Origin of the sequence: Pseudomonas marincola (assembly GCF_900116605.1) — a bacterium.
GTDB classification, from domain to species: Bacteria; Pseudomonadota; Gammaproteobacteria; order Pseudomonadales; family Pseudomonadaceae; genus Aquipseudomonas; species Aquipseudomonas marincola.
This window is the reverse complement of record NZ_FPBC01000004.1, coordinates 329984-344905: the sequence shown is the minus strand read 5'-3', so window position 1 is coordinate 344905 and position 14922 is coordinate 329984. Positions and strand designations below refer to the sequence as shown.

General features: G+C 52.6%; 15 protein-coding genes. 2 read left to right on the top strand and 13 right to left on the bottom strand.

What is annotated here, in order from left to right; all coding sequences use genetic code 11:
• The 8 genes from BM395_RS09460 to BM395_RS09425 form a co-directional block, all read right to left on the bottom strand.
• Window positions 1-262, bottom strand: a 262-nt coding sequence (locus tag BM395_RS09460) for a transposase (RefSeq protein ID WP_141124085.1), incomplete at its 3' end; no start/stop codon positions are given.
• A 640-nt stretch (window positions 263-902) separates the two neighbouring features.
• Entirely contained in the window at window positions 903-1058 is a 156-nt protein-coding gene (locus tag BM395_RS23595; RefSeq protein ID WP_244528965.1) for a tyrosine-type recombinase/integrase, read from the bottom strand.
• A 362-nt stretch (window positions 1059-1420) separates the two neighbouring features.
• On the bottom strand, window positions 1421-1696 hold the full coding sequence (locus BM395_RS23590) for a site-specific integrase (protein WP_244528961.1): 276 nt from the start codon (window positions 1694-1696) through the stop codon (window positions 1421-1423).
• Window positions 1697-2171: 475 nt separating this feature from the next.
• Complete coding sequence (locus tag BM395_RS09450) at window positions 2172-2540, bottom strand: hypothetical protein (protein ID WP_090511002.1); 369 nt, start codon at window positions 2538-2540, stop codon at window positions 2172-2174.
• Window positions 2541-3164: 624 nt separating this feature from the next.
• Complete coding sequence (locus tag BM395_RS09445) at window positions 3165-3386, bottom strand: hypothetical protein (RefSeq protein ID WP_090510999.1); 222 nt, start codon at window positions 3384-3386, stop codon at window positions 3165-3167.
• A gap of 334 nt (window positions 3387-3720) precedes the next feature.
• Window positions 3721-4362 carry a ParA family protein gene (locus BM395_RS09435; RefSeq protein WP_170860574.1) on the bottom strand — a complete coding sequence of 214 codons (642 nt, stop codon included), beginning with the start codon at window positions 4360-4362 and terminating at the stop codon, window positions 3721-3723.
• Between the two features lie 74 nt (window positions 4363-4436).
• Complete coding sequence (locus BM395_RS09430; protein WP_335724045.1) at window positions 4437-4748, bottom strand: hypothetical protein; 312 nt, start codon at window positions 4746-4748, stop codon at window positions 4437-4439.
• Window positions 4749-4759: 11 nt separating this feature from the next.
• Window positions 4760-5743 (bottom strand): site-specific integrase, encoded by a 984-nt coding sequence (locus tag BM395_RS09425; protein WP_090510990.1) that lies wholly within the window; start codon window positions 5741-5743, stop codon window positions 4760-4762.
• 1384 nt (window positions 5744-7127) lie between these two features.
• Here BM395_RS09425 and BM395_RS23330 point away from each other — a divergent pair.
• Both BM395_RS23330 and BM395_RS09420 read left to right on the top strand, forming a co-directional pair.
• Window positions 7128-7292 carry a hypothetical protein gene (locus BM395_RS23330; protein WP_170860573.1) on the top strand — a complete coding sequence of 55 codons (165 nt, stop codon included), beginning with the start codon at window positions 7128-7130 and terminating at the stop codon, window positions 7290-7292.
• An 80-nt stretch (window positions 7293-7372) separates the two neighbouring features.
• The gene (locus tag BM395_RS09420; RefSeq protein WP_090510987.1) at window positions 7373-8152 is read left to right on the top strand and encodes an SDR family oxidoreductase; all 780 of its coding nucleotides are present in this window, start codon (window positions 7373-7375) and stop codon (window positions 8150-8152) included.
• On the opposite strand, the gene BM395_RS09415 is transcribed toward BM395_RS09420, so the two are convergent.
• From BM395_RS09415 to BM395_RS09395, 5 genes are all read right to left on the bottom strand, one after another.
• Window positions 8149-8556 carry a VOC family protein gene (locus BM395_RS09415; protein WP_090510985.1) on the bottom strand — a complete coding sequence of 136 codons (408 nt, stop codon included), beginning with the start codon at window positions 8554-8556 and terminating at the stop codon, window positions 8149-8151. The genes BM395_RS09420 and BM395_RS09415 overlap by 4 nt on opposite strands.
• 39 nt (window positions 8557-8595) lie before the next feature.
• Window positions 8596-9153: a GTP cyclohydrolase I FolE gene (gene folE, locus BM395_RS09410; protein WP_090510982.1), complete on the bottom strand. Its 558-nt coding sequence runs from the start codon at window positions 9151-9153 to the stop codon at window positions 8596-8598.
• Entirely contained in the window at window positions 9150-9824 is a 675-nt protein-coding gene (locus BM395_RS09405; protein WP_170860572.1) for a TetR/AcrR family transcriptional regulator, read from the bottom strand. The genes folE and BM395_RS09405 overlap by 4 nt, the downstream gene beginning before the upstream one ends.
• Complete coding sequence (locus BM395_RS09400) at window positions 9824-11005, bottom strand: acetyl-CoA C-acetyltransferase (protein WP_090510976.1); 1182 nt, start codon at window positions 11003-11005, stop codon at window positions 9824-9826. The genes BM395_RS09405 and BM395_RS09400 overlap by 1 nt, the downstream gene beginning before the upstream one ends.
• Before the next feature lie 110 nt (window positions 11006-11115).
• Entirely contained in the window at window positions 11116-14670 is a 3555-nt protein-coding gene (locus BM395_RS09395) for an indolepyruvate ferredoxin oxidoreductase family protein (protein ID WP_090510970.1), read from the bottom strand.
• Between the last annotated feature and the right edge of the window lie 252 nt (window positions 14671-14922).

The window sequence follows — 14922 nt, the reverse complement described above, 5'->3', positions numbered from 1 at the left end:
TTTTTAATATCGATTTCTCTCGCTCGAGCCGAGCAATCCGAGCTTCCAACTCTTGGATTTTTTGCTGCTCCGGAGTCAGCGCCTTACTTTTAGGTGTCAAGCCTGTTCGCTCTTGCTGGAGCTGATCGACCCAACGACGCAGAGCCGTCTCACCAATACCCAGTGAGCGACTGGCCTCGATGAAGCTGTAGTTTTGACTGAGCACGAGGTCAGCAGCCTCGCGTTTGAACTCAGGGGAAAAGGTACGGCGTTGCTTGGTCATATGACACCTCGTTCTGGCGAGTATTCTCGCCTAAATGAGTGTCCGGTTTCATTAGACCACTACAGGTATACCGTTTCGGGGGGAGCAGACCGCATCCGTTCAGAGCGGATATGAGATGGCGATAGGATCGTTCTGGACATGGCATACCTTGGCTGACTAGATTTTAGTGGCGGATGATAGAAGTAACTTTCAAGCGCGCAGTATTGGCCACAGAGTGATGCTGGTTAGCAGGCACGCACATGTCCATGTCGCAAGCGGGAGCCTTAGCAACCTCATTGAGTCGTGTAGCGGAATATGCAGGCGTTTGTGCATGTAGCCTTTGAGTAGAAATACACACCAAGCCAGTGGGGCCGTATGAAATGACACGAGCAGGGCGACGCGCCAAACTGCCTTCTCAATTAACTCAGCCGCTGATGTAGAGGGTGGGTACCCAAGGTAGCCAAGTCGCAGTGTTATGGCGGAGGCCATGATCACGATTGATTGGCCGCTATAGAACAGCTGTCTCCAAAGCGCGGCGCGAACTGCTTCTGTTGTCCGATACATTATTGATGGCCTCAAGACTTGGGGCCTTCAGGAGAGCATGACCTCTCGGATATGCAACCTGCTCAAGAGTGAGGGGGTGTGCCAAAACCAGATAGTTTTAGAGTTCGTATTGAATTTTGAATGAGGGCGAGTCGCTCGCACGATTTTGGCGGCGATCGTAGAGTCTGGTCATGCTGATGTTGGCGTGCCCAAGCCAGTGCTGAACCTGAGCAATGTCGGCGTGGTGCTCCAATACAATAGTAGCTGCGGTCACGCGCAGGCCATGCACGCCTAATCCAGTTACATCAATTCCTGAGAGTTTCTCTTAATGGCAAACGGCTTTATAAAGTCTGTCGGCGCTGGGGGTTTGACCAGATTTGCTGTCTCTTAGGCTGGTAACCATAAAGCTACTTCTGTCTGCACCATTTCTAGCGTTCTCCAAGTACGCGGCGATGCATTTAGCGGCATCAAACTGAAGCGGAATATAGCTTAGCCGTCCACCTTTACCTTGTATCCGTAAATGCTGAAACCCCTCCCTCTCTGTAGATCGTTATTTTTCAGTAAAGTCACTTCTTGCCGTCGTAGGCCTTGGAATAGCAGCACCGCAAGCATGGCCCTGTCGCGCAAACCTTTCGTTCAATAACGGTCGGGTGCGTTTAGAAGTAACTTCTCCTGTGCATTGTTCAGGGCAGGCGTCTTGCCCACGTAGCTTTCGATACGTGGCCGCCTAATACCGTGCACTGGGTTGCGTGTGTGGCGAGGGCCTCGCTCAATCAGGTAGTCGAAAAGGCTCGCCAGCGCAGCAAGCTTTCGTCTGCTTGTGGCAGAGGATAAACCGGCACTCTCCAAGTTGGCCCGCCAAACCAATACGCGGCTACGTGATATTTCGTGTAGATCTTTGACGGCGCGCACGCCGAATAAAGCAAAAAAGTCTCGAATATCGCAACGATAGGCGCGCCGTGTCTGCTGGTTGTGTAGGTTGGCGAGCCATTCTGAAACTAAGCAGACGACGGAAGAGAGTTTCGTCTGAATTAAATCCGTGTGGTTGGTGCCCTAAAGTTGCTTTTCTGGCTGCATGGCTGGTTATGTCCTGTTTGCAAAGTAGCTTTATGGTCGATGAAATAGGTACCAAGGCAACTCTTGATAACGTGTTCCATCAAGAGTTTTGAGTTACTTACTCGCTATCAAACAGGCTCAGTAATGCTCGCCACAGATGATCAAGTAGCGTGGGCTATGCCAGTGTCGGGAGGGAGAGTTGCGGTGAGGTTTGGAGTCCGATTTCTAGAGCTTTACTGGGAACGGTAAATCAAACGGAAGTGGGGGGACCATTTTTGATGTGGCGTGCGGCTCTGATATAAAAAGTGTATCAGAGCCGCAGTGCGGCTATTTAACAGCAGACCTCATCGTGGAGGCTCTCCAATTTTTCCTGCACCTGTAAAATTCGACGAAGCACCCGTAGTTGTGGTTCGAACTCGAGGAAGATCTCTTTCTGCTCAGCAGTGAGCTCAATGCTGAAGTCGTTGAGCGTGTGATCCAAAATGACTTCGTTAGAGTCGTTCACGTCGTCTAGGAAGTCGATATAGATGTTGCCATCCGTTCCTGTGGTCGAAAATTCCCAGTACGCAATTATTTGACCGTCCTCATGGGTATCGGTACGAAGCCCAAAACAAGTTGTATCGATGCCCATCGCTTGACTCTTCATTTTGAAGGCATCAGCGATTCCTTGAATAACGGGGTTAGTTGCAATTTTAATCATTTTTCACTTCCTATTTGGTTATCTATAAGCACTGCCGATCGGCAATGCTTGAAACCATGGTGCCGAAGAAACTCTGGGAAAAATGGCCAATTGCGTACCGTTTGTGGGTCAGGTGACGAGAAAAGCTTGAAAAGTAGTTTTAGTGTGTCTCCCAGTGATGCCACCTACCGGCTCCAGTGATGTTGAACCGCCGTTGTCGACGATCCCGCATCTAGGTCTATGGCGCATTCACTCTCAGTTGTCGTTGCCCATAGCTGTCATAGGGGCGAGCCTCCCAGGTGCGGTGACTGTGTCAGGGTCCTGCATTTTGCAGTGGATCTATTGCGTGTGATTTGCTAGGACAAAGGACTGCTTAGGTAGCTTCGCCATTATTTCGAGAGTTCAGGTGATCGAGGGTTGATTTCTGATGCATCTCTTAAACTGATCTTTGGTGACGCGCTATTCGAGTACGCTAGGCGGACGTACGACTTTTTCTCCCCTGGGCTATCCACCTTGTGACGATTTGAGCTCAGGTGCATAAACGGGCAGCTGAGGAACTGACTAAAATTCATCGTTATTAATCCACCAATCTTTGCTTGGTAGAAAATGTCAGCCCAAACGTCGAGCTCCTCGTCGCTCATGCCATCAGTTGTATTCATCACTTTTACCTCTCGCATAAAGTTTGAGGAACCCAGAGCGTATAGCCTCACCAGTGGCGAACTCACCGGCAATGAGTGTCGCTGGTTTCCACTTAGCGATCTGGGCTTCTGAACTCATTAAGAACATGGTTCCAGGTGCTGCTACTGCAGCGAACCCAACTGGATAAGCCAACGTTTCCTTTGTTTTTAAGCTCATTTTTGCGGGCATCTTCAACTTCCGAGAGAGTTCCCCCAAATGTGACCTGTGACCTGTGACCTGTGACCTGTGAAGTCATGTTTCCCGTTTGACATTCCCGGCCAGTACGCCTGACTCTATGAGTGCAAGCCGAATCAGCGCGCTAACAGATCTGTTGGGCGCGCTGCTGCGCTTATTCTTCAGTGCCGACTCCTCCAACTGGTGAACCATCCAAGTGGGCAAATTGATCGTTATAGGGCGCATCTGCGATTTGGATGGGTAGTCTGTTCCGCTGTAAGACCTGTCGGCGAGTGTCCGTGAAATGGCCTCCACTTCAGCGGCCAGTTGGGTTGGTTTTCGAGGAGGATTAACCATTCAGGATCTCCGAGAGCAGTTGTTGAATCTCATCAGCTGCAAGGGGGTTCCTACTTTCGAGAACCCCAATTCCCTCGGATATGCATTCGCGATATGCCAGGCGTTGAAACCCTGATGAGTTTGCTAGCAGGAGATTTTCAAACGCGCTGACATAGCTGCAAAAATCACTTCGTTCACGTTGTCGAATCGCTGGGTTGGTTGTCCCCATCGATTGGTAAATCAAGACCTTTAATTCGGGATTCAATTGGCGAAGAGCGCGAACTTGGTCCTCACATTCTTGCAGTGTTTCTAAGTCAAGCTGGGTGCACGCGTGAGGAGAGATAACTACGTCCGCAACGGACATTGCACTAATCAGCTCTGGGCTGTTTCTGCCGGGCACATCAACGATTACAACTTGGTTTTGGCTGCTTAGAACCTTCAGGGCGTCGACCAGGTTTCCTCGTCGCGGTACAACATGAACAAGTGGTGTATGTTGTTTTTGCTGTCGTATTGACCCCCAATAAAGTGCTGATCCCTGCGGGTCCGCATCAACGAGCATCACCTTGTTCATCCGGATTGCAAATGCTACGGCCAAGTTGGTGGCGAGCGTTGTTTTTCCAACGCCGCCTTTATTGCTACCAATAACGATGATCAAGAGTTGATCTCCTATGAGTTGTGATTTATGAAGTCATAGGCATCGTGTCAAGTTTTTTGAAAATGCAACTGTTGCTACAGGCCGCAATCATTGTCAGAGCTGGTACGGCTTATCCAGCTGCCTTGGAGTCTCGGTTCCCAATCCCTGGCTTTCCCGGTCCGCAGAAAAATTATTCTCAGGGTCAGCCAGTATCGATAGCGAGTCTCCTGCGATGAATTTTTGAGGTGGATATCTAGAAACCAGTGCACGTGTTTCCACTTCCATCGTGTTGGATGGTCACGTTTCCAGCGCTCGTTAATAGCCTCTTGAATATTAGTGGCCTGCATGATGTGGCGTTTTTTTGTTTCAGGTGATCCGCTTAGCACGCCATCAAGAAATTCTTTCATGCACATAGCCATTAGGATTTCTTCCCTAAATATGCATTGGTGACTTCCAACCGCTCATGTCCAAGCTCTCGGCTGACGATCTGGCGTGCCTCTCGATTGCACGACCTCGGTAGAATGGATGATTCATCGTCCGATACGCACACGGGAGCGGGAATCCCAGTTAATGCGTGATACCGGCTGCAGGCATAAGCTGCGCGCAGATCATGAAAACGCTGAAGACCATGACCCTTGACGATATTGCGTGCGGCATTAACTGTGCCCCTCAAAAACTCAACGTAACTTTCGGTAGGGGATAGTAGGTTTCGACTGCCTGGTGGGGAGGCACTAATTGCGAACTCTATTGCTGAAAGAACTATGTCCGTTGCGGGTATCCAGCGAGGTGCAAATGCACCAGAGCGTCCACCTTTACAGCCGTCTTGGATGTTGATCTCCCCTAGAGTCAAGGCCTCACGCTTCAGACGTGGTAGGTCCGCAAGGATGGCCTCTCTCAACCGCATACCTGCAGTCCTTGCAAGCATGATTATTGCGGCAACGCGATGAAGGTTGGTATTGATCAGTTCTTCTATCAATGGGTCGAGCTGTTCGAAAAGTAATCCTTGAGGGGCCTTGGTTCGAATGTGACAGCGCTTTTCTCCTAGAACCTTTCCTATCTTGGAGATATGGACATTTGTATCGCCACGAAGAATTTTCATGACCACATTTACACTGGAAATTCTATTTGTTGCAGTACTTACGGAGATGTCACCGTTTTCTAATAAGGCGCGAACATGGGCTGCATACGCATAGAAAATTTCTTGGTTGATACGACGAGCATCTGCAATTTGATGCGTTGTCAACAGCCAGTCGCAGAACAGGCGACAGCGCTCAGAGTGTGCCTGCACCGTCGCGTAATGCCCATCCCCGAAATGTGTGCGGAGGCAATTTTTCATCGAGTAATGCAGCTTGCGGCCGAAGCCGTAGTTTCTGGTATCACGAGAGCCATTTATTTTTGACATGGATATTCCTTGCCGGGTTAAAGGCGAACATTCAGGAAAGTGGTTGTTCAGGTAGAACAGATAACAGTCAGCCAACTCCCGCCGGGGATGTTTAGTGTTAACGCGATATGCGCACTGGCTGATGAGCGAAACTGCGGAGCGCCGATATGCGCCCCTTTGCAATGCATGGCCCTGAAAGCCCATAACGGGCGGCGGGAAGGCTGGCTGCCTGACAAGAACAGCCGCAAAGCTTTTTGAGAGCAGCACAACTGCGGGTCTACGGGTCAGGTAGAGGTCCTCTAGGGACGCAGTTTGTGTTTTGGCACCTTCTAGCTAGCTAGGAACAGGTGATTGTCAGCAGAAATGTCTGAGTAGTGGATGGGGGAAAGCTATAGCCTGCGTGGCTTTGAGCTTTTCCGACCAAGGCCGTCTCTGTCTAAGACAAGTCATTTTCTAGCGTTAGTCGAGACCATGGCTAGGATGGCTATCTAACAGCTTTTTGTAGGAGCTGGCATTTTCCAGGAGATGAAAAAGCCACATTGATGGTCGTTGACGATTGTCAGAACAACGCTGTGAGTATAAGGCTGAATAGGAACGGCGCATTCAGCATGCTGCAGCGTCAGAATATTACCGTTTAGTAGGCAAAATCTTTATTAGGATTGCTATCACGCCGATTGATATCGTATGTGAGCAATTTGATAGGTGCTGGCCCCAGCTCGGGTTGACGATTGCACATGCGTCGTCATTACAGGTCAATACTTTCACAATACTGCAGTTTTTGACAAGCGAAAAAAGCTCAGTTGCACGCTGCTCATATTCTTGGTGATAAGTACCAAAAGGTTCACTTTTGTGCACTTAAATTGTCTGTGAGCAAATGGCTGAAGCTCTGGGAAACCACTCTAGTGCATGGAAGGTTCACATTTGTGAATTTCCTCCTGTGTTCAGCGTTTTGTTAACTGGGCGCGCGGTGAGCAGTAGTCGATTCAAGGGAGATCGGCCAGTTTATTTGACAACTTGACGTGCTGTCTCCTGAAAAGGAATAACTAACTGAGTGAGTCGTCCTCATAACACTGGTCTGGACTGCTCCCGCCTCTTAGACATTTACAGCCTATGCTTGCGGTTAGTTGCTTTCGTATTTGCAGGTCAATAAATGTGAGCAAATTTTACATATATGTTTATATTTAGTGGCCTGGTTAGCGGTATAGTGCTTCCGCTAAAAAGCTAATAACAATGAGGCCAAACCTAATGAGCACTTTTGGCTGGTGGGCGGTGACACTTTCTGACTCTGTGGGTGATAAACGTCGTTGGCTGTGACTTATGGTTACGAGCAATTGATGCTATTTCGCAATACCCAAGGTCAAGCATTTGCGCTCGAAGATCGGTGTCCATACCGACGTGTAGCTACATGTTCGAATCGCAGGACCACGCTGTAGTGCGGCCGCAGAAACAGCGCTACTTCGAGTCGGGTGAACACTCCGACGTGCATTTGCGTTTATACCGGCCGGGCACTCGCTACCGTTATCGGATGGAGCAATTGGCTCAGCGCCAACACGCGAGTGTTCTCGCTTAAGGCAGTGATGCAGAGCCTGGCCACGATATTTCAGACTTGCTTGGCATGAACGATTAACGCATCAAAAAAGGAATACCTCCATGGATTTAGCTATTAGTGGGCGTGTCGCAGTGGTCTGCGCATCTTCCCGGGGGTTGGGCAAAGCCTGTGCATTTGCTTTAGCCCAAGAGGGCTGCGAGGTGTTGATTAATGGTCGCGATGAGGCAACGCTGGCGGCAACTGCTGAGGAAATCTTTCAAGCCTGCGGGCACTTGCCGCGTACGGTAGTGGCGGATTTATCAACAGTAAGCGGTCGTGCAACTTTGTTGGCGCATTGCCCGGTGATCGACATACTGGTGACTAATAATGGTGGCCCAGAGCCTGGACGGCTAGAGGACTGGGATCATGCTGCCTGGATCTCAGCGCTGGAAGCCAACATGCTTTCTGCAATTTTCTTGATTCAGGCAGTGGTAGGCGGGATGCGTGAGCGTGGTTTTGGCCGCATTGTTAATATCACCTCGGCGATGGTCAAGTCGCCGCGTCTACCTTTAGGGTTGTCCACCGCCGCTCGTGCGGGCCTCACGGCCTTTAGCAAAGCGCTGTCGGTTGAGGTGGCGCGCGATAATGTCACTATCAACAATCTGCTGCCCGAGCGCATTGAAACCGACCGCTTGCGCTACATGACAGGGGCATTGGCTAAGCACCGACAACTTACGCTTGAGCAGGCTCGAATCGAAATGCTCAAGCCCATAGCGGCTAGACGCTTTGGTCAGCCAGAGGAGTTTGCTGCTGCTTGCGCATTTTTGTGCTCGGCTCAGGCCGGTTATATCACAGGGCAGAATTTGCAGGTTGATGGGGGTAGTTATTCGGGCTTGATCTAGAGGCTTAAGCGCACTTTCCAGTCGGCTGGTGGTGCTTCGTCGGGGTCAAAGTCTAGCTCTACTTCGGCGCCATTAGGGTCCTGCATAAACAACTGCCATGTGCGCTGGGTGCCCGGCGCACGTATCACTGAAAAAGCCACGCCGTGTTGCTCTAGCTTTAGCCACACTTGCTGTAAGCCCTGAGCACGGAAGGCCATGTGATCGAGCACGCCGCGCAGTGGTTGCGGCATTTTACTCACCAGCACTACGTGCAATACCGCTTGCTTGCCTGCATAAAGCCACAGCCCAGGAACAGGGAAGGGGGGCCGTGGCCCTTCAGTTAAACCCAATATATCGACATAGAACTGCCGTGTTTTATCAAGCTGGTCAGTGACAATGGTGAAGTGATCCATGCGGCTGATCATATGTAGGGCTCACCGTTGTTTGCGGGGTAAGTATGCCAACTAGCGGCTTCGGATGAGCTGCAGGAACTCTTGACGCGTATTGTAAGACTCGCGAAAGCAGCCGAGCATTACCGACGTACACATGTCTGAGTTCTGTTTTTCTACGCCGCGCATCATCATGCACATATGTTTAGCTTCTATCACCACGGCGACCCCAGCAGCTTGGGTGATTTCAGCAATGGCTTCAGCAATCTGTCGGGTGAGGTTTTCCTGGATCTGTAGGCGGCGGGCAAACATCTCGACAATCCGCGCCACCTTCGATAGACCCAGCACCCTGCCGGTGGGTATATAGGCGATATGGGCTTTGCCGGTGAATGGCAGCAGATGGTGCTCACACAGCGAGTAAAGTTCTATGTCGCGGACAATGACCATCTCATCGTTATCTGACTCAAACAAGGCACCATTAACAATTTGGTCAATATCTTGCTGGTAACCATGACACAGGTACTGCATGGCTTTGGCGGCGCGCTTGGGTGTGTCTTGTAAGCCTTCGCGTTGCGGATCTTCGCCTAGGCCTTGGAGTATGGCGTGATAATGGTTGGCTAGTTCTTCGCTCATTTGCAGGCCTTCTGGATATTGCTAATGATTAATTGCGCGGACGCTTTTTTAGCTTGGCGCCTGCATAGGCCGTTCAACACCATGCGGCTAAACAGTGCTGCTAAGTTTTCCAACGGTGGCCGGCCACCATTGGGATACCCAGCGACCACACCGTCGAGCAGGATGTGCATGCTTAGCGCAATCAGGTTGCACTCACTGGCCGGTAAGTCACAGTGGCGCAGAATGCTGGCCAAGTGCTGTGTCTGCAGCAGGCGTATGTGCTCAATTTCGCTCTGTTGTTCGCGACTTAAGCAACGAAACTCTAGGCGGGACAGGGTGTGGCGTTGGTCGTGCAGGCAGTTGAACTGCAGCCGCATGCGCACGTAGCTTTCTAATTGCTCTACGCCGTTAGCCTGCGTAGGCACTTCGGTCTGCAGTAGTTCGAGTAAGTCGCTCTCGTGTTCCTCGATCATCTCGAACAACAGGGCCTGCTTATTTTCGATGTGGTGGTACAACGAGCCCACCTGCATCTGCATCGCGGCAGCCAACTGACGCAGGCTAACGCCGTGAAAGCTGAACTCGGTAAACAACTCCAGAGCTACCTGACGCAGCAATTGCTGAGTATCCACTTCATTAGTTCTGCCGCGGGGCCCTTTGGGCAGTGGCGCGGCCAGTTTTGGACGAGTGCTCATCATTGGCGTTCCAATGCGAGGGCCACGCCCATACCGCCGCCAATGCATAGAGTTGCCAAGCCTTTTTTCGCATCACGCTTGAGCATTTCATGCAGCAAGGTCACCAGAACACGGCAACCGGATGCGCCGATCGGGTGACCAAGGGCAATGGCGCCGCCGTTGACGTTGACCTTAGAGATATCCCATTCAAGCTCTTTACCTACTGAAAGCGCTTGCGCGGCAAAGGCTTCGTTGGCCTCAATCAGATCAAGATCCGCCAGCCTCCATTGAGCTTTCTCTAAGCACTTATTACTGGCCGCTACTGGGCCTATACCCATGATTGCCGGGTCTACGCCAGCGCTTGCGTAAGCCTTGATAGTGGCCAAAACCGGCACGCCCAGTTGTTTGGCTTTGCTGGAACTCATGAGCAGTACAGCTGCTGCACCATCGTTGATTGCCGAGGCATTGCCGGCGGTGACGCTGCCGTCTTTTTTGAACGCAGGTTTTAGCTTGGCCAAGCTATCTGCCGTGGTTTGTCCACGGGGCTGTTCATCGACCGCGAATAGCAGTGGCTCACCTTTATGTTGAGGGATGGCAACCGGCGTGATTTCCGCAGCAAAGCGGCCGACTTCAATCGCGGCGCAAGCGAGTTGTTGGGAGCGCAAAGCGTAGGCGTCTTGTTGCTCGCGAGTGAGTTTGTAGCAATCAGCTAGGTTCTCTGCAGTGATGCCCATGTGGTAGTCGTTAAAGGCATCCATCAAGCCGTCTTGCAGCAGTGAATCGGTTAATTGCGCGTGGCCCATGCGCAGGCCGCTACGCGCTTTAGCCAAGGTGTAGGGCGCCAGACTCATGTTCTCCATGCCGCCGGCAATCACCACCTCGGCATCACCGCAGCGAATCGCCTGAGCCGCCAGGCTGATGGTTTTAAGCCCAGAGCCACAGAGTTTATTGATGGTCATCGCCGATACGCTATGCGGCAGCCCGGCATTCAGCGCGGCTTGGCGCGCCGGGTTTTGTCCGCAGCCGGCGGTGAGCACTTGGCCGAGAATCACCTCGTCAACTTGGGTGCCTTCAATGCCGGCTTTTTTCAACAGCGCCTGAATCACTACGCTGCCCAGCTCCACGGCGCTGGTGTTAGCCAGCGCGCCTTGGAAGGTGCCAATTGCGGTGCGGGTAGCGGCAACTATGACGACGTCTTGCATGTTGAACTCCAACTTGGATTAAAAATGGCGTGGTTACTTGGGGTTAACCACTCCTAGCCATTGGCAGTGAACACCGTGCCCTGCGCGCTGTAACGCGCAGGGGGGGCGATTTATAGCTGGGTGACGGCGATTTTTCCGGTGGACTGGCTGGCATCATGAAACAGCTGGGTTTCGCCATTGCGCCATTTATCCAGCAGCTGCGCCTGGCGTTCAGCCGCGTGACCGAGGAAGCGCTCCTTAACTGGGCCGTAACCGCGAACGCTTTCCGGCAGATCGGCCAGTTGCTGAGCCAAGCCCAGTTTGTCGGTGCTCAGACCGCTCAGAAGCTCATCGAGAATGGATTCGTAATTGGCCTGCCAGCTGCGTTCTATCTTGCGCTCGTGGGTGTAGCCGAACGGATCGAGCCAGGTATTGCGCAGGAACTTCATCTTGGCCATCACTTTGAAACCTTGCAGCATCCAAGGACCAAAGCTGCGCTTTTTCGGCGCCTTGTTGTCATTCAGCAACGGGGGCGCCAAGTGGAAGCGCAGACTGTAATCGCCCTCGAAAGTGGCCTGGATTTTTTCCAGAAATTGACCGTTGGTGAACAACCGCGCGACTTCGTACTCATCTTTGATCGCCAGAACTTTGAAGTAGCAGCGGGCCACGCTTGCCGACAACTCGCCCGGCTGACCGAGTAATGCGCTTTCTGCCGCCACAAACTGCTCGACGCGCTGCTGATAGCGTTGGGCATAGGCTTTGTTTTGGTAGTCGGTAAGGAACGCTACGCGCCGACTCAGGGTTTCTTCCAAGCTTTGCGACAGTACGCGATCGGCGTTTTGTACCTTGGCCTCATCCAGCTTGCGCAGTACTCGAGGCAGATCCACCGCGCTGCGGCGACCCCACGCAAAGGCATTAAGGTTGAAGAGCACGGCAGTGCCGTTCAGCTCTATGGCCTGAGTTAGCGCCGCTTCGCCTACTGGCAGCCAGCCTTTCTGGTAGGCGTAGCCGAGCATAAAAGTGTTGGTGGCAATCGAGTCGCCCATCAATGCGGTCGCAATTTTGCTCGCGTCGATGAAGTCTGCCTGGTTGTGGCCGACCGCTTCGGCAATTTGCGCCGACATGCTGGTGGTATGAAATTGTGGATCTGGGTGTTTCAGTAAATCACCGCTTTCGGCTTGCAACGCGAAGCTGCGAACAAAAGCGCTGGTGATACTTTCTTCACTGTTAACCAATGCATGAGTCACGCCATGACGCAGCTTGGACAAGGTTTCGGTATTGGCACTAACCACCAAATCGCAGCCCAACAGCAGGGCGGCTTCACCTTCAGCAATACGCGGGGCGAACAACTGCTCTTGGCGGGCCGCAATGCGAATATGTGACCACACCGCGCCACCTTTTTGCGCCATGCCAGCCATATCCAGGTTCAGCGTGCCTTTTCCTTCGATAAACGCGGCCATTCCCAGCAGCGCGCCGATGGTGACCACGCCGGTGCCGCCGACGCCTGTCACCAAAATACTGTAAGGCTCACTCAGGTCCATGGTGGCCGGTGTTGGCAATTGCCACACGTCGTCCGGGTTTGCCGCCAGTGCCTTAGGTTTACGTAGGCTGCCGCCTTCCACGGTGACAAAGCTCGGGCAAAAGCCGTTGATGCAGGTGAAGTCTTTGTTGCAGGACGACTGATCGATTTCCCTCTTATTACCGTATTCGGTTGCTACCGAAGTCACCGACATGCAGTTGGATTTACTGCTGCAGTCGCCGCAGCCTTCACAAACGGCTTCGTTGATCATTACCCGGCGAGCCGGATCCGGAAACTTGCCGCGTTTACGACGGCGACGTTTTTCTGCGGCGCAGGTTTGGTCGTAGATGATGGCCGACACACCTTTGAATTCGCGCAGTTCGGCCTGCACTTCATCCATCTTGTCACGGCGCAGAACGGGTACGCCGTCAGCTAGGTCGTGGATGTGTTGATATTTCTCTACATCATCGCTAACCACCACCAGTCGCTGCACACCTTCGGCAGCCAGTTGGCGGCTGATTTGCGCCACGCTGAGCGTGCCGTCCACCGGCTGACCGCCGGTCATGGCCACTGCGTCGTTGTAGAGGATTTTGTAGGTGATTTGCACCTTAGCGGCAATGGCGGCGCGAATCGCCAAAATACCGGAGTGGAAGTAGGTGCCGTCGCCCAGATTGGCGAATACATGCTGGGTTTTGGTGAACGGCGCTTGGCCGATCCACGCCACGCCTTCGCCGCCCATTTGGCTGAAGGTTTGGGTTTGTGGATAGATCCAGGCCGCCATGTAATGGCAGCCGATCCCAGCTAGCGCACGGCTACCCTCTGGCACTTTAGTCGAGGTGTTATGCGGGCAACCCGAGCAGTAGTGGGGCACCCGTTCCATCAAGTTGTTGAACTGCCCCTTGCTGGCTAGTTGCGCATCGAGCACGGCAAGGCGGACCTGCAATGGGCCGTTCTGCTGCAGGCGCAAAATACGCTTGGCTAACGCACGGGCAATCATCGCTGGCGTCAGATCGTTGATTGCAGGGAGCAGCCAGCCGGTGTGGGGCATGCTCCATTCACCTTTATCATCAAACTTACCGACGATGCGTGGGCGTACGTCTTCGCGCCAGTTGTAAAGTTCTTCCTTGAGCTGGTACTCGATCATGTGGCGTTTTTCCTCCACCACAATGATCTCTTCCAAGCCTTCGGCAAATTGCCGCACGCCTTCGGCTTCTAGCGGCCAGACCATGCCAACCTTATAGACCCGCAAGCCAATCTGCTGGGCTAAGGCATCATCGATGCCGAGAATCTTCAGCGCTTGGCACACATCAAGGTAAGACTTACCCGAGGTGATAATACCGATTCGTGCTTTGGCGCTATCCATAACCACGCGGTCGATGCGGTTGGCCCGGGCATAGGCCAGCGCGGCGTAGAGCTTGTGCTCCAACAGTCGTTGTTCTTGGGCAAGTGGCGGATCTGGCCAACGAATATTAAGCCCGCCTTCAGGGAGCGGGATGTCGGGGATAATCGGCTGTACGCGATTGATATCGATATCAACAATGGCCGCGCTTTCAACCGTGTCGGCCACAGCTTTAAGGGCCACCCAGCAACCGGAATAGCGCGACATCGCCCAGCCATGCATGCCGTAATCGAGGTATTCCTGCACGCCGGAGGGCGCGAGCACCGGCATCATCACCGCTTTAAAAATGTGTTCAGTTTGGTGCGGCAGTGAAGACGAGCGAGCGCCATGGTCGTCACCGGCAATGGCCAGCACACCACCAAATTTCGAGGTTCCGGCGGCATTGGCATGGCGAAATACATCACCGCAGCGATCCACGCCAGGGCCTTTGCCGTACCACATACCAAAGACGCCATCGTAGGTTGCGCCTTCGAAAATATTGACCTGCTGAGTGCCCCAGATTGAAGTGGCCGCAAGGTCTTCGTTCATACCTGGATGAAATACCGTGTGGTGCTCTTTGAGGTAGTCACGAGCCTTCCACAACGCTTGGTCAAAACCGCCCAATGGAGAGCCGCGATAACCAGAAATAAAACCAGCGGTGTTCAGCCCATTGGCCAAATCGCGTTGGCGTTGCATTAGCGGCAGACGCACCAGTGCCTGAATCCCGGTTAGCAAAACTTTTCCGCTGTGCTGGACGTACTTGTCATCCAAGGTTGGTGTAGCGCTCATGTTGAGCCTCCAGGCTTTGTTGTTGTGGCGTTGCCAGGAGCACGGCGTGGCCTTGTTGTTTGGCGGAGTCTAGGGAGTGCGATTTGCATCGTAAAATCACAAAAACAACGCGCTGGTATTTGAATTTCAAATAGCCAATGGCGAACGCTTTGTGCGCGAATCGCCATGTGATGTGCTCGGGCTATGTGCTCAGCAATGTAAATATATAGACAGAACTGTAAAAAATGTTCAAGTATTAGCTGTGTCGCACTG